Source organism: Leptospira licerasiae serovar Varillal str. VAR 010 (genome assembly GCF_000244755.1).
Lineage (GTDB): Bacteria > Spirochaetota > Leptospiria > Leptospirales > Leptospiraceae > Leptospira_B > Leptospira_B licerasiae.
In genome coordinates this window covers 1,504,330-1,520,006 of sequence record NZ_AHOO02000005.1, presented here as the reverse complement: position 1 = coordinate 1,520,006, position 15,677 = coordinate 1,504,330, and the positions used below count along the sequence as shown (strand labels likewise).

Here is a 15,677-nt window from a genome sequence, read left to right as displayed (position 1 = left end):
ACCATGAATGTTAAGTAATAACTTGACATATATGAAATCAACGGTTCGGGAAAACCTGAGCTTCGGGTCTAGTCCTGACAATCCGGACGGTCTTCAATTAAAGATCACCTTTGATGAGGACACTAAAACCGCTTACGGTGACTACACGGTTCCTGAAAAGTTCCAAGGGTCCCCGGACGTGATCCATCCCGGAATCATCGCAACTATTTTGGACGAAATTATGGCCAAAATCAATGAAGCGATGAATTTTAAAACAACAACTGGCGAGTTGACGATCCGCTTCTTACAGCCTGCACAAGTAAATCAACCTCTGCATTTACGTGGCTGGTTCGTTAAAAAGAACAAAAAAGTGATCGAAAACAGGGCCGAAATAGAGAACGAGATCGGTAAAATTGTAGCCCGCGGTAAGGGCAAGTACATCGAACTCGATTCCTGATCCAATACGGAATTATAAAACCCGCCGATGTGGTGGAATTGGTAGACGCACTGGATTCAAAATCCAGCGAGGGCAACCTCGTGTCGGTTCGACTCCGACCGTCGGCAGGGTTATTTACCTACAGAAGCAATCGCTTCTTCAAACGAATCCTTCTCCACTTGATCAATCGCTTCTAAGATCAGGTCCATTTCTTCTCGAGTCATTCCCGAAAATAGTTCTTCTCCCTTTGTAAGAATTCCTGCACCGAGCATAATACCTTCCACTTCTTCTTGAGTATAAGTTTTAGGTTTGGACTTCATCGTTTTAACAACCGCGTCCATAAGTTGTTTGATCTTAGAAAGAAGTTCCCTGTCCGAAAGTGTCGCAAATAATTTTAAGATATCTTCTCTAAACTGGTCCGCGTCTTTTTTGGAAACCGAAGCAAGCACCTGATTGAAATTGGATTTGTTCTGGAGATCTTTACCTTCGTTTAACAATTCTTTTGCTTTGGAGAACATGATCTCTTCGAATCTATGAGCGGTTATGTAAGAATGTAATGCTGCAAATCCCGCCTGGAATGCTGATCTTAAATGACGGCCCAATTTGAATACAGCTAAGCTCAATTGGCCTAAAAGCCCCAATACTTTTGGAGGAGAATGCACGAATCCTGCTAAAGACTCGAATGCTCCGTCCAATTTTTTTCTGCCCTCGTATTCAGGATAGAGTAGTTCCAAAAAGTAACGAACCAAAAGTTCCACTTTCTCCTCCGGGATGGAAGAGAACTTAGGATATTGGGAAAGATTATTTTTGGAATATCTTCTTTTTAAGGCCTCTCTATAAGCGCTTATTAATTTAGGAAATTCCGGTTCCTCTAATAAAGATCCCATACTCGGATGAATTTGGGGCTCCACTGTGAATTAGGAAACTAGTTTTTGCGATTAGACTCAAAGGTTTTCGCACGTGGAGAGAGATTAAGGCGCGTAGATAACGCGATGTAGGAGTTCCATCGTATATTTAAGTTTTCCCCGCCCGCTCAGGGTGGGGGCCGGTGCGGTGGTACCCGGAAGGTGCTATCACAAAATTTGATTCTATTCAAGTGGATTATTTCATGGATTCGATGTAGGAATTCCTACATTTTTCCATTCACTACGAACTAATTCATACCTTGCGGAATTCGCTTCTTCGAGCGCTTTTCGGAGATTTGGAAGAACCCAAGGTTTTGTTTCTTCTTGGAAACTATCTCTATAATCCCAATTGTCTTGGAACATTCTTTTATAATATTCTTTTGGATCCACTATTACGATAAACTCGACTCGTTTGAGTTTGGAAAACTCTTCCTTCGATAAATGAACCTGCAGAAGAGCGGATCCTCCCTGAGGAAGTCTAGTATCAAAAATTTCTCTCTGCAATTCCAGATCCAGCATCCAGCCTAAAGTCTTTTCGGAGATTTTCCTTTTCTCACCTTTGATGGTTTCTGTCCAGATCTCCAAATACACTTTTGGAACGGAATAACTTGGGAAAGAATGCCCTACTCCTGAATTTTTTAGTTCTGCGATAATTTCGGCTTCCTCTTTTTTCGTCACAACTTGTAGAGAAGTTTGGACCCCGCGTTTTACCATTTCCGGATCGGAGATACCTTTCCATTCATGTTTTCTGTCTGGCATATGGCAATTCTGGCATTGTACATTTGATCTTGCAAATTCGGATCTTCTCCATTGTCCATAAGTGTCCATTAGGAATTTTCCATTCACCTGTTTCGAAGTCTCCGGTGATTGGTGGCAGTTTTTACAAAACTCGGATTCTTCGAATTCCTTTTTGGGGATAAAACCTTGGTGGGGAATATTCAAATTTTGAAATATTCTACCGTTGCCTCCATCTTTCGGGAACGGCCCGTATACTTTTCCTTTTCGGAGATGACAACTTGCGCACTGAACTCCATTCTCTTCCGAACCCGATTTCCAATCGGAGCCGGAAACTTCTCCCCAACCTAAGCGTGACATTAGCAAACTTTTTACCTCAGGATTCGGGCTATGACAGTTCATACAATTTTCGGATCCGTGCTTTCCGATCCGAGGTAATTGCCAAAGAAAGCCCGGGCCGGTGGCCCGGGAGTGAAGAGTCGACTTCCAGGAACCGAACTGTTGTAAATGGCAGCTCCCGCAAGAGGCCGGGTTCGGATCTACTGTAATCGAGCCTTGGGATTCGAGGGGGAATGCCCAATGCCTTTGGTGAAACCCTTCTCCTTTACAAAATAATAAGAAGAAGGCCGCCGCAAAAATTGCCGCGAAGAAGAATGAGGAGTTTATCCTCCGCAAGGATTCCCTCCTCCGCCTCCTCCTGAACCGCCTCCACCTCCCCCGGCACCGGAAGAGGCAGAACCTGAAAGATATTTTTTATCCTGGTCTATGATATCGTTCGTATCTTTCGCAAAGCTGCGTTCCGGTGTGAAATAAGTCCCTAAATTAGAAATATTTGATGCATCTATGCCGGACTTTCCAACGTTATATGTAATTAATTCAGTCACGGAAGAACGATCCGTTCTCCAGGCAGATACCGCACTCAAGTTGGACCAGGCCCCGTTTGAATCGTAAGCAAGAGATCCCCATTCTACCCAAGAGCCGTCATAAAATCTGGTAGGATATCCAAGGATTGCAAGCGTAGCAAACCCCGTGATAGAAGATCTTACATTCGTTCTGCAATATGTGAGAACAGTTTGTCCTTCCGTATATCCGTTGGATGCGAGTAAATTTTGGAGATCCGATTTTGGTAAGAACTCCTTATTCGCATTGATGAAATTCGCGAACCAAATGTTTTTTGCACCCTTGATATGACCTTCGAAAGAAGTATAACAACTTGGAGTATCCGCACAGGTATAATTGGAAGGTCCTATTGTAGTTCCGGTTCCATCATATTCCGAAACGGATCTTGCATCTAAAATGAAACTTCCGCCCGAGGGCGCAGGAGTGGAACCTGTGAAAGTCGGATCAGTAATTCCTTGCACAGCGTTAAATACATCCGCAAGAGTCGCCTGTAAGATCGTATGATCCCTATATAAACTTCCGACAGTACCCGCACCATTATTTGTAGGAACAGTGTAGGAAGACCCCCCAGTAAGTTGAGAAGCGGCGATCTTAGTGGAAACTGCTCCGTTCAAAACTGCGAGATGTGATTTTTCCACTCCCCAATAATACAGTGTATACCAGGAACGAAGAGTCATCATTAGATTCCCGTCGCTTGGAATATCCTGGGCCAGAACGATCAGATCGGTTGCAGGATTCACGCCGAAACGTTTTAAGAATGCGTCTATATTCTTGCCCTCCGGAACGATTGTTTCGGTATCCATCAGACCGTTAAATCTAGTCTGACCGAAAAAAGTATAATCGGTCGAACTAGCGCTAATCCCATAAACTCTCACGCCTGTCTCCGGCCTTACATAAGACCCAGAAAGTGATCCTCCGCTGATCTGAAAGATGATCAATCTTCCATCGATAGCGGACGGATGGTTCGCTGCCCAATTCGACCTCCAAGATTCCAAAGTAGACGCGGTAACGAGTCCATAGGTATTACTATTGTAATCGTCGTTAGATACCGACAGAAGTTGAGATGTTTCAAATACCTGCACTGGAGTGACGAGCGCAAGTTTTTGGTACGGAGTAAGATACTCCGGTGCATCACAGGCTCCTAAAAAAGGAATTAGTAATAAACGAATTCCTAAATTTTTAATTTTCAAACCGAACATATTTCCCTCCGATCTATTAGAGTCTGTCCCAAAAATTCCAGACTATTGAAGCCCGGAATCAAACACATATCGATAACTTAAGTCTTGGAACGGACTATAAGTTAAATGGAAAATTGACCAGGAACCCGAAAGTCCTTAAGATTGCGGTGTTATACCCGGAATAGGTATGAGAATAGAAGAAGTTATAATAATTCCCGTATTTATCCGTATAACCTAAACTCACTTCCAAGTTATGATAGACTTCCTTTCTTCCCCAGGCCGGTCTTTCATGTTCTAGATAATAATTGTACCAATCCTGCCCGAAAGGAGCTATTGAAGGAGGATCTACTTGGATCAAGTTTAAAGGAGGAGTTCCTCTTGGATCTGTAAACGTATATCCTCCCTGGCCGATCTGCCCCCTACTTCCGACAATAAAAATGAATGAATCCAAGAAACGTTTGTATAATGCTCCATAATAAAGAATATCATCAGGCACAGGTTTCTCTCTTCTTCTGTAACTCCACTCGCCTAAAGCACCAAGCCCCCAAACGTTGAAGTCTTTGCCTAAGTAGATATTTACTTCCGCACCGTTTGCTCCGTCTCCTAAAGCCTGAGGATTTCTATCATAGTCTCCCTTTTTAATCCCACCGATCCTTACGCTGATCGTAGGGACCCAGATGGAATCATAATCATACTCATCCAAGACCTTATAACGTAGACCCGCTCTAGAATCTATGATCCCATACTTATCCGGTTGCTCAGGAGAAGTTAAGGTCCCGAAATAACGATCGATTAGCTGAGTCCTTCCCAATTTACCAAAACCTGTCTGCAAATCCACAGTAAGACGATCCGTAACTCCATACTCGAAAGCGAGAGCTCCTACGTTGATCCGAACATCGTCGTCGTAAGTGGTATGGTATTTTCCCACATAAGCTGAATCGTAGACAGAATTCACTGCAGTTGTCCTAACCCATAATTGTCTTTGGTAAGGAGCCCAAACCGTTTGAGAGAATAATTCTCCGATAAAAAAAGGTTGGGCCAAAAATAGAAGGGAAAGAAAAACTCCCTTCTTAAATAATAATTTCATTATATAGAAGTTCCCTGATTAATCCTTCTTTTCCTCCAACTTCACGTTGAAGCGGATACTTACGAAAAATTCCAAAGCTGAGATCTGTTCTTCGGATAATTTTCCAGCTAAATCCTCCAGATTTACCCTTCCTTTTTCAGAGTTAGGCAAAGAGCCTTGTAGGTATTCCAAGCGGTTTTTTTGGGATTTTGTTAGATCGTCTTTTTTTGTATCTAAGGCGACTTCTCCGTTATAGATAGCCTTACCTAGATTGAACTTTTCCCTTTCTTTTCCACGAAGCGCCTGGCCGGCCACCCCGCCGCCGCCGAATCCACCGGAGGCCAAAACTATGTCCAAAGAAGAGAAAAATAATGCGCCAACGAGCGCGTAGATATATAATATTTTCATAAAGCAGTAACTCCCTCTTTTTATTTTATGTTACAGAATTGAAAGGGCGGGATTTCCCCGCCCAGTTGTTATGTAGCGGTTATTGGTTTTTGTAATTCCAATCCTCTATGAATGCTTGTTTGGTTGTAGTCGCAGAAGAGTTGATCTGAAAATAATCCACAGTGGATTTTTTCACACCCGTGTTGTAATGTGGTCCATCTCCGGATCCTCTAACACCTGACTCGATCGCACCTTGAACATCAGCGGCAAATTTAACCGGAACGGAAGGATAAGAAGAAGCTCCAGCAGTCACATCGTCGTTGAAGTTCGCAGGCGGGAAATTCCCTGCTAAAAATCCGAAGATACTCCATCCGTCCTCTAAGAACACGGAAGGACGTCCCAAGATCAACTGAGTGGAAATACCGCTTGTTTGAGTTCTTGTATTGGTTCTGCAGTATTGAAGAATCGTCTGACCTTCTTCGTATGCAGGAGCTCCAGAGTTAGGTCCACCCGTGGTTCCGTAAGTGTCCCAGATGTCCTTAACGTCCGCTTTGGATTTGAACTTTACAGTGTTGAAAGTTCCTGCAGCGGAAGCTCCATACGCATAAGTATTATCCAACGAAGAACGATCCACTAGGTTGTAGTGAGGAACAAAAACGGCACCTTTCAAGTGACCTTCGAAAGCGACAGCTCCTCCACCGGACTTAGTAGTTCCGGTAGTATTCTCTCCACCGTTATACTCCTGCCATCCGGCACTAGAGGTATACACGCTGATATCGTTGTTATTGTTCGCTGTTCTGTTGTCGGATATTAAAACGGTAGAAGAAAGTCCTTTAACGCTATGATGTCCGTTGTTCTTAGCTACTTCTATCGTATCCTCGATACTTAATGTTAGAATTCTGTTATCTACATTCTTCAGTTGTTTAACTGAGAAAGTCCCGTTCAAAGGAGGAACAGACTCGTCAGTATCGTTACCTAATTCCGCTTCCGGAAATTGCCCTTTGATACTTCCGTTCAGGATAGCAAGATGTTGGTGAGCTACACCCCAATATCTTAATGTATAATGTTGGTGACCGATGGATCCGTAGTTGTCTCCGTTACCGCTCGCGAATACTATCAGGTCCTTAGTAGGATCTACTCCATAAGTTTGGAACCATTCGTCGACGCTTGCTCCGCTTAAAAGACCGTTTCCACCAGTGGTTGCAGTTCCACCAGGAATAGAGATCAAACCGTTGTATCTGGTCTCTCTAAAAGTTTTCCAAGAATAAAGTGCAGTGTTGTTTCCGGCAACGGAGACAAAAACTTTCACTCCGGTTGTAGGAAGGATCAAACTTTTGTTCGAGTCGGCTCCCACTTTGTTTGCTTGGAAGATCACCAAATTTCCGGTAATACCTGCAGGCTTATTGTTTGCCCAATCGTTTACCCAAGTTCTCAAAGTAGCCGCAGTGATCAGTCCGAATTGGTTGTCGTTATAATCGTCTGCAGATTCGATCGACAGATCGGAAGCGCTTGCAACTTTTACACTTGAGGTTCCTCCTCCGAGAGCAGCCAAGGCTGCGGCGGAACTATCCGAAGAGCCTTCTCCACAATTCCCGAGTAATCCCAGCGCAATTGCCAGGAGGCTCGAATTTATGAGCGTATTTTTCATTTTATTCTCCTTTGCTGGTCCGGACGGGGTTCCCTCATGTTTATTCCACTGCGGACTCTAAGCACAAAGTCGAGATAAGGCTTCGTTTTTACCAAATATATTTCAATATAACGAATATATTGTCCAATTAATTGAACAATATATTATAATAAGCGACTAATTTTTTAAACAAAACGGAGTAAACTCTAAAAAATAGGAAACAAAATGAATGGTGAAAATGAATTTTGTGAATCCAAAGAATACTTTATATTCTGCTAAAGCAGAATATTCAAAAATCGAAAATTACCTTTTTATAAAGTGTCTGACTCAAAAATAGACTCTAGGCCCTAAATGGATCAGATCCCCTCCCCATTTATAGAATGGATCAAATGTCAAGAGATACGCTAGTCCCAAGACCAACCCAAAACTTAAGACCCATTTTTCCCGGTTAGAAAACCCTTTTCGAGAACGGATGAGCCAGAGGGCTATCCAAGCCGGATAGAATAAGTGGGAAAATACCCTAGTACTGTCTGCAGTATAGAATGTGACAAAAAGCGCGCCAAAACACACCAGCAGGATTGAGATATGTTTACGTATTAGATTCTCAAGAAACAAGAATAGCAAGCCATTCCAAAAGGAAACTAAAGTGAGCAAAAGATGTTTCGTATGCATAGAATACCATCGCGCAAAACCCAAAGACTGAGCGGTATCCAATCTTCTTTCATTCCATTCTATTCCGTTGAAATAGAAGATCAAAAAAGTAAGAAGCTTCCTTTAAGAAAAAAATGGATACGAGTCCTATCAGTAAGGATAAAACCAATTTTTTTCGTTTAGAGAAACATTCTTGGATTTTTCTGAGGGCTTCCATCTAACCATATACTTTTCATTATATGAAAAGTACGGATTATACTCTAAAGCCCCTTAAGAATTGCAATTAACAAAAGGTGAGACAAAGGCTATTTCAGTCGTCAGAAAGAGACGAGGACCAAATTAAATAAGAGTCCTTCTCTCCTAAATTTGCAAGTTCTTGCAGATCTTTTCCTAAAAAAGTCATGCTATCTCCTTCTTGCAAGTCGAACCATTTGCCTCCTACTTTCAAACGAAGCGCTCCTGACTGTAGGAACAAATTCTGTCTTTGTTTGGATTGCACTTTTGTAATAAATGTTTTGGCAACTCCGGGAAGAAGTCTAACCTCAAATAGTCTAGTTTGAAATCTAGTTTCTTCATGAAGAAGAGGACGGATCACAAACTGGTTCTCTTCTACGGAATTTCCGTTAGAGTCTTCTTTCCTATAAATTTTAGGAAATTCTTCCTTTGAAAATTCCATAAGACTGGACAAAGGTAAACGAATTGCCTTAGAAATTTTCCATAATAAAGCGATAGAAGGTGCAGCCTTTCCGGATTCCACAAGGCTTAACATCCCTCGGCTTACCTGAGATAATTCGGCAAGTTTTCCAAGAGAAAGACCCAACTCTTGCCTTCTCTTGCGAACCAAGGTCCCAATAGATTGGATCAAACCTCTTTCAATCGGATCGATCGTTGGCATACTTGGTTCTCCCCACTGAGCCGGAACTCTATTTATTCCGAACAGTTATAATAAGAATTTATCCAACTTATTAGAAATAGTATCCAAAATAACAATCAAAATTCTTTCAAAGGAGAAAAAAATCTTATTTAGCTTAAAAAGAAAGATTTTTCAGAGGAATGAATGATTTTTGAAGAAAATCGGACTCGAAACCGGAAAAGAAAAATGAGACAGAAGAGCAAACGGATCGGAAACAACAGCCAGTTAGGATGTGCATAGTAACCTTTTTCCAATACGGATTTCCAATCTCCCAGGTTTGCATAATTCAAATATGAGACCTGTCCTAAGAATAAAAAAAACCAAGAAGGCCAAAAGGGCTTCGGAAACTTGAGTAAAAACGGAAACATCCAGAGCAGATACCAAGCATTTACGACGGGAGAAAAGTAGAAGAATAAGAAGAATGTAATCCCTATCTTCTCCTCGGTATTCAATTGATGAGAATATCTTTCATTCAAAAAGAATAATATACTTAAAATCGAGGGCAGGACCCAGAAAATTCGAGCGAATTCTTCGAAGAATGTGTAAAAAATATTATAACCCAAAGGAAAGAATGTAAAACTTTCCATAAATCTGCTCAGAGCGGTAAAATCAGTTTCGTTGGAAAAGAAGAGAAAAGGAGAATACGCCAAAACGATCCCCATAGCCGCAAAGCTCGCATCTATCAGCGCCTTCTTAGAATTACGATTTTTATCCCAATGTAACCTTAATAGAAAAGGAAAAAGGAATAATCCGAATCCTTTTACTACTAAACTCAATCCCCATATAAAAAAGGCCGAACGAAACCTATACTTCCCCGCTAAATAAAAGGAATAAAACAAAAGAAATATCCCAATAATATCAGGATGAGAATTTATAAAGACCTCTTTGATAAGGATAGGATTCCAGAAGTATAAAGCGGAAGATCGAACCCCATATTTAGTTTTGATCAAGAAGAAGAGAAGAATGTCCGGGACCAAAAGAAAAAGTTTGATAGCCCAGAGTTTCCAGGGAAACATAAGATGTATTAGATAAAAATAGATCTCAAGTATCGGACCATAGATGGTTGGCCAGTCCGGATGATTGATCCTGGAAAGTATTTCGGTCCTAGTCGGATCCAATTCTCCAAAATAGGATTCCGGAGTAATCCCATAAGGACTTCCTCTTTCCGAACTGATCCATCCATCCCAAAGATAACGAGCCCAATCATCTTCGAAGATAGGAGTCGCAAAGAGCAAAACACCGCGAACAAGAAGTCCTAAAACAAAACTTAGTTTTCCGGAAGATTCGAATATTTTAGAAAAGAATAGAAATCCGTATACGACGCTTAGTCCGCAAAAACCGAGAATATATAAACTTCCTGTTAAACTTCTGTCGCGGTTCTTGGACTCCCAGAATAGAAAGATGGCTAGATAAGCCAAAAAAGCTAGGATCCAAATCAGGTCGGACCGGTTTAGAATCCGACTTACTCTTTTCTGATTCCCTTCTAATCCCAAGCTTATTCCCTTCTGCCCATTAAATGTCATTAAAAATATGAGACCTTCGTCTGTAATATTAAAAATATTCTGTTATATGAGAATTATTTTATTATTTATTGACGCATTCTACCCTTCTTTCCAAGTTAATGCAAATGAAACTCCAAATTTCTTTTGCATTCGTTTTTCTAATTTCTTCCTCTCTTTTTGCCTCCGAAAAACTTTCCGGGATCAAGGGATGGTTTATCAGTGCGCCAGAAGCGTTATACTTACACCAACAAGGCGCAGTGCTCGTAGACGCAAGAGAGGGGATCAAACTATCCACATTCTCCAAATCTGTTCAATTAGGTTGGCAGGAGATCTCTCAAAAAGAATTTCCCAACCAAGGAAATTTAGTCCAGGTTCCCCAAGCGAAAGAGCTAATACGCAAAAAAGGATTGGATTTAGATAAGATCATATTAGTATTCGGAGATCCTATTGGAGGATGGGGAGAAGAAGGTAGGATCGTATGGTCACTACGTACATTAGGTTTTTCTAAATCTTTTATCGTAGATGGAGGGATAAACGCTCTGCAGAAGGCTTCTAACTCTCCTATTCCAAATCATCCTGAAATCCTGGCTAAAGTAAATGCCTCTGCTTTGGAAAATAAAAATTGGTCTGCAGATTCCAAACTGATCCAATCGGGACTTTCCGATAAAAAATTCGCTTTTATAGATACTAGAGAAGAAAGAGAATTTTTAGGACAAACCCCTTATGGAGAATCCAGAGGAGGACATCTTCCTGGAGCGAAATGGATCTATTACAAACAATTTTTGGACAAGGAAGGATATCTATTAAGCGAGTCTAAAATTGTTTCTAAACTCTATGAATTAGGGATTTCCAAAGATAAGACGGTAATCTCTTATTGTACAGGTGGAGTCAGATCCGGTTGGATGACATCCGTTTTGGTTTCCTTGGGTTATAATGCAAAAAATTATGCGGGATCCATGTGGGAATGGTCCTCTAAATCGGATCAAAATCATCCCTTAGTAACTAGATAATATTTTTATAATGTTATTAAATAAAAGAATAAGTCTAATATTCGCGGTCCTCTCCTTATTTTTAACCGTTACTTTATCCTATTATATTTTTAAGAAACCGAAAGATAGACCGATCCCTGTGGACGAAGTTTTTTCGCAGGCTCCCTGGTCCAGACCTTTACCGCATCTGCCTCCTCTTTTAGGAGTGGGAGAAGTTCGCGCTGAAAATTGCGGTAAATGCCATGTGGAAATTTATGCGGAGTGGAAAACTTCCACTCATGCAAACGCACTTTCGGATCTTCAGTTCCAATCTGAACTTTCCAAATCTTCCTCTCCTCGTTGGCTTTGTTTAAACTGTCATACTCCGGTTGCAAACCAGAGAGAAACCCTGGTAAACTATCTAAATAGCGGAGATTATAGAACTCCAATAGAAGAACCGAATCCTAACTTTGATCCCAAGATGAAAGCGGAAGGAGTTACCTGTGCTGTTTGTCATGTTCGTTTGGATAAGGATGGGAACTCCTACGTATTAGGTGCAAACGGAAACACGAAACCTCCTCATCCTGTGAAAATCATTCCGGACCAACTTAGGAATAGATGTCTGGACTGTCACAATGCGAATTACGTCCTGGACGACCAATTGGTATGCGCTTTCAAAACAGGAATTGAACTGGAGCAAAAAGGAAATTCACATGGAAACGTCGCCTGCGGTTCCTGCCATATGGGAGAATTGCCGCGCAAGTTGGTCAGACCGGAATTGAATACTCCCATACGAACTTCTCATAAACATTCCTTTATCGGAGGCGGGATTCCGAAAAAGTTCGAACTCTACGATAAACAGATCTCTGGCGGATATACAACAGGGCTAAAAATCGAACCGCTCCAATTAAAGAATAAAGGAAACGATTTGGAATATTCTGTTTCTTTTACGAATGAAAAAGCGGCTCACAATATTCCTACGGGAGATCCGGAAAGGTTCCTTCTTCTGAAAATTTCGTTATTGGATCCTAAAGGAAAATATCTTGCAACGAAGGAAATCAAATTTGGACAAGAATGGGAATGGTATCCTAAGGCAAAACTAGTTGCTGATACTCGGATTCTTCCCGGAGAAACCAAAATTTGGAAGGACCGGTTTATTGGGATCGAAAAAGTGCATTCCAAGATCGTATTCGAAATTTATCATACTCGATTGAAAGAATCCAATGCGGAACATATGAGAAAGAATAGTGCGAATGTTCACCCGGATCTTCGCAAAAAGATCTCTGAAATAGAAAAATATTATCCTTTCTCCACTTTAGTCCATAAAGAAGACGTAGATTTACTCTCCGGAAAAACTAGGTTCTATACTCCAGAGGAACTTTTCAGGATTTCTAAAAACAGAAGAGGAGAATAAACCCTTTGTCAGCTCCCTGGGCAAATTCCAAATTTTTGATCCCTGCCTTGAACGAAGAAGAATCCTTGCCTAAAGTTTTGGATTCTCTTTTCGACATCGGTATCCTACCTGGACAAATTTTGATCTTAGACAACGGTTCCAAAGACTCCACTCCGCAGATCGCAATCGATGCTGGAGTGATCTTAATACAAGAACCGACAAGAGGATACGGCGCCGCGTGTTTAGCAGGCATCCGTTATCTTCAGGAAAGAAAAATTTCTCCGGAATTTATCGTATTCATGGATGCGGATGGTTCGGACGACCTCGGAAACTTAAACGATTTATTCTTTGCATTCTCTCAAGATCCGAATACGAATTTTGTGATAGGTTCCAGGACTTTAGGAAATGCAGAACCTGGCTCATTATCTTTCCTGCAAAAATTCGGTAACCGGCTATCTTGCTTTTTAATCCGAACTTTTTACGGAGTAGTATTCACCGATCTAGGTCCATTTCGTATATTAAGATGGCAATCCTTATTACAATTAAACCTACAAGACCTTACTTGGGGTTGGAACTTGGAAATGCAGATTAAAGCGGTCCGGAACGGATTTAAGATCAAAGAGGTTCCGGTTCATTATCGAAAAAGAAACGGTGGAAAGTCCAAAATCAGCGGAAACTTGGTCGGAAGTCTGAAGGCAGGAGTTAAAATACTTTATATTTTCTTTAAGTTAACTTTTTCAACTTAGTCAAAGTATAAGGCCTTTTCAAAACTTTCAGACGAGGACCAAAGTCCGTCTTAGAATTCCATTCTGAAACTACGATCATTCGATCCATATTCTTAAACTTTTCCCACTCGGAGTTTTCGGATAAAATCTCTTCTTCTGCTATAATCGCATACATTTCAGGAAAATTTTCTGAAATGGTCTTTATTTCCTTCAGATCGTTTACGGGTAAGATTTCAAAACCTAATCTTTTTAACAAAGCGACTAAATACGTCTGATCTTTTAAATTCCTTTCTAATACTAAGATCTTTTCGTTTCTATCCTCATGGACGATCTCAGGATTTCTGCTCAATGGAAGGAATATTTCCACGCAGGTTCCCTTACCGACTTCACTGTATACATGAACCATTCCGTTAGACTGCTTTACAAATCCGTAAACCATAGGCATTCCAAGGCCGGTCCCTTTTCCGGATTGTTTTGTCGTAAAGAACGGCTCGAATAGTCTTTCTAATACTCCTGCATCCATTCCCGAACCTTCGTCTCGAACCGAAATGACGCATGCGTCTTCCATATCTACAAATCCTGGGATCATGGATCTATGTTCTTTCCCGGCCGGAGAAAATCCGGTGCTTACTAATATTCTCCCGCCTTGAGGCATCGCATCTCTCGAGTTTAAACAAAGATTTAAGAGTGCGTTTTCTAAGCCATTCTTCTCGAATGAACAAACCATCGGAAATTCTTCGAGACAAAATTCTATGCTGACAATATCATTTCTGATCCGAGTGAGTATGTCCGCAAAATCCGAGATCACATGACTTACGTCCGCTTGCTCCGGATTTAATGCCTGTTTACGTGCGAATGCCAATAATCTTCTATTGAGTTCGGCGCCTCTCCTGACAGCGTCTTGGGCGGAGAATACTCTCTTCAATAATTCTGGAGTTTCTCTTAAATTTAATTCTAAAAGGTCCAAATTAGCTAGAATGATATTTAGTAGATTATTAAAGTCATGGGCCATTCCTCCTGCGAGCTGGCCTACCGCCTCCATTTTTTGGAGTTGTCTAAGAGAATCATTCCATTCTTTTTCTTCCGTGATATCTCTTCCGATACAAAAGATCGTCTCAGAATCGGGAAGTCGGACGGTATTCCATCTCATATAACGGACTTTCCTATCCTTCGTTATATAACGATTTTCGAATCCTTCTTTAGAACCCGAGGAAATTTTTAGTTTTGTAAACTCGACATCGTCCGGATGTAGGAACTCCAACAAATTTTTGTTTTTGATATTTTTTCTTTCGTAACCTAAGATCCTTTGGAAAGCGGAATTCGTTTTTCGGATCACGTAATTTGAGTCTAAACTAAGTATAATCTCGGAAGAAAGGTCTATTAGGGTCTTTCGTTCCTCGTCGGCTACCCTTCTACTAACGATCTCTGCGAATCTTTTAGAAACAACGCCTAACAGATCCAAGTATGCTTCTTCCGGATTTAGAACTCTTTCGGAAAGAAGTTCTATCTCATAAAATCTTCCGTGAGAGAGTATGGGAATGCCCAACCATGAGCGAAAACCTGCCGCCAATGCTGCATCTCTTCTTTTAAGTTCCGTATCGACCGTCAGGTCCGGAATAAAATACAATTCTCCAGATTCGCTTACTTTCTTTAGTATTCCTTCTTTGGTGCTGAAAAATCTGTTTATGGATTCCTTTCTGAATAGAAGTTGAAGATCGGAGTCGTAAACGTACGGATCCTCCTCATTTATATAAACCGCATTATCTTTGGACCTCCAGATCTGTCCGTAAGTCCATGCAGTATTTTTAATTAATGTTTTAAGAACTTTTTCGAATGCGGAACTTAAAGTGTCGGAGGTGGAAATGTCCCAGAGTAAACTTTCTCCGATTGCCCAGGAGATTTCTTTCTTTTTCCTTTGGGTGATATCCAGGTAATAAACTAAGAATCCGTCAGACCTTGGATAGATCCTGGCTTCTATCCAAGAATTAAACGGTTCGTAAAACGTCTCGAATATACACGGATTTCCCGTTTCCTTTGCTTTTCTGTATTGTGTTTCGAAATCCGTTCCGAATGTTCTCGGAAAATCCGTAAGAATATTTTTACCGATCAAGGATTCTTTCGGTCTACGTAAAACTTCTTCCGCTTTTTCATTTACATACGTTAGGTTCCAATCCAGGTCAGCTAATATAAACGCGTCAGGAATATGATCTAATGCTAAGTTTGTTTCTTTGTTTATTTCGGGAGTTTGTCCCGGAACCCCTTGCTCCGATAGTTTATTACTCTTTCCCGAAGACATTCTACCAAGGGTATTA

The 15,677-nt window shown here is 41.1% G+C and carries 14 protein-coding genes and 1 tRNA gene; 5 read left to right on the top strand and 10 right to left on the bottom strand.

Annotated features, from left to right (window positions below; translation table 11 throughout):
• The first annotated feature begins 31 nt into the window (after positions 1–31).
• Both LEP1GSC185_RS07640 and LEP1GSC185_RS07635 read left to right on the top strand, forming a co-directional pair.
• Positions 32–436, top strand: coding sequence for a PaaI family thioesterase (locus LEP1GSC185_RS07640; RefSeq protein ID WP_008595600.1), 405 nt, complete (start codon positions 32–34; stop codon positions 434–436).
• Positions 437–459: 23 nt separating this feature from the next.
• Positions 460–543, top strand: a tRNA-Leu gene (locus tag LEP1GSC185_RS07635).
• 3 nt (positions 544–546) lie between these two features.
• On the opposite strand, the gene LEP1GSC185_RS07630 is transcribed toward LEP1GSC185_RS07635, so the two are convergent.
• The 9 genes from LEP1GSC185_RS07630 to LEP1GSC185_RS07590 form a co-directional block, all read right to left on the bottom strand.
• The gene (locus tag LEP1GSC185_RS07630) at positions 547–1,302 is read right to left on the bottom strand and encodes a hypothetical protein (RefSeq protein ID WP_008595155.1); all 756 of its coding nucleotides are present in this window, start codon (positions 1,300–1,302) and stop codon (positions 547–549) included.
• Positions 1,303–1,521: 219 nt separating this feature from the next.
• A complete protein-coding gene (locus LEP1GSC185_RS07625) occupies positions 1,522–2,457 on the bottom strand; it encodes a cytochrome C554 and C-prime (protein WP_332306304.1) in 936 nt (311 codons plus the stop codon).
• 260 nt (positions 2,458–2,717) lie between these two features.
• Positions 2,718–4,154, bottom strand: coding sequence for a sulfurtransferase (locus LEP1GSC185_RS07620; RefSeq protein ID WP_008594773.1), 1,437 nt, complete (start codon positions 4,152–4,154; stop codon positions 2,718–2,720).
• Between the two features lie 94 nt (positions 4,155–4,248).
• Entirely contained in the window at positions 4,249–5,220 is a 972-nt protein-coding gene (locus tag LEP1GSC185_RS07615) for a hypothetical protein (protein WP_008595038.1), read from the bottom strand.
• A gap of 18 nt (positions 5,221–5,238) precedes the next feature.
• Positions 5,239–5,607 carry a hypothetical protein gene (locus LEP1GSC185_RS07610; protein ID WP_008593598.1) on the bottom strand — a complete coding sequence of 123 codons (369 nt, stop codon included), beginning with the start codon at positions 5,605–5,607 and terminating at the stop codon, positions 5,239–5,241.
• Positions 5,608–5,686: 79 nt separating this feature from the next.
• Positions 5,687–7,234 carry a hypothetical protein gene (locus tag LEP1GSC185_RS07605; protein ID WP_008595847.1) on the bottom strand — a complete coding sequence of 516 codons (1,548 nt, stop codon included), beginning with the start codon at positions 7,232–7,234 and terminating at the stop codon, positions 5,687–5,689.
• A 306-nt stretch (positions 7,235–7,540) separates the two neighbouring features.
• Positions 7,541–7,969: a hypothetical protein gene (locus tag LEP1GSC185_RS07600; RefSeq protein WP_008594579.1), complete on the bottom strand. Its 429-nt coding sequence runs from the start codon at positions 7,967–7,969 to the stop codon at positions 7,541–7,543.
• Between the two features lie 205 nt (positions 7,970–8,174).
• Positions 8,175–8,759 (bottom strand): helix-turn-helix domain-containing protein, encoded by a 585-nt coding sequence (locus LEP1GSC185_RS07595; protein WP_008594058.1) that lies wholly within the window; start codon positions 8,757–8,759, stop codon positions 8,175–8,177.
• Between the two features lie 128 nt (positions 8,760–8,887).
• Positions 8,888–10,195, bottom strand: a complete 1,308-nt coding sequence (locus tag LEP1GSC185_RS07590; protein ID WP_232298500.1) for a hypothetical protein — start codon at positions 10,193–10,195, stop codon at positions 8,888–8,890.
• A 209-nt stretch (positions 10,196–10,404) separates the two neighbouring features.
• Between LEP1GSC185_RS07590 and LEP1GSC185_RS07585 the strand changes: the two genes are divergently transcribed.
• From LEP1GSC185_RS07585 to LEP1GSC185_RS07575, 3 genes are read left to right on the top strand one after another with little or no spacing between them, the layout of a single operon-like run.
• Positions 10,405–11,289 (top strand): sulfurtransferase, encoded by an 885-nt coding sequence (locus LEP1GSC185_RS07585; RefSeq protein ID WP_010513455.1) that lies wholly within the window; start codon positions 10,405–10,407, stop codon positions 11,287–11,289.
• A gap of 10 nt (positions 11,290–11,299) precedes the next feature.
• Positions 11,300–12,661, top strand: a complete 1,362-nt coding sequence (locus LEP1GSC185_RS07580; protein ID WP_008593772.1) for a multiheme c-type cytochrome — start codon at positions 11,300–11,302, stop codon at positions 12,659–12,661.
• Between the two features lie 5 nt (positions 12,662–12,666).
• Positions 12,667–13,386 carry a glycosyltransferase family 2 protein gene (locus LEP1GSC185_RS07575; protein WP_008593824.1) on the top strand — a complete coding sequence of 240 codons (720 nt, stop codon included), beginning with the start codon at positions 12,667–12,669 and terminating at the stop codon, positions 13,384–13,386.
• On the opposite strand, the gene LEP1GSC185_RS07570 is transcribed toward LEP1GSC185_RS07575, so the two are convergent.
• Positions 13,364–15,661, bottom strand: coding sequence for a PAS domain S-box protein (locus LEP1GSC185_RS07570; RefSeq protein ID WP_008595813.1), 2,298 nt, complete (start codon positions 15,659–15,661; stop codon positions 13,364–13,366). The genes LEP1GSC185_RS07575 and LEP1GSC185_RS07570 overlap by 23 nt on opposite strands.
• Between the last annotated feature and the right edge of the window lie 16 nt (positions 15,662–15,677).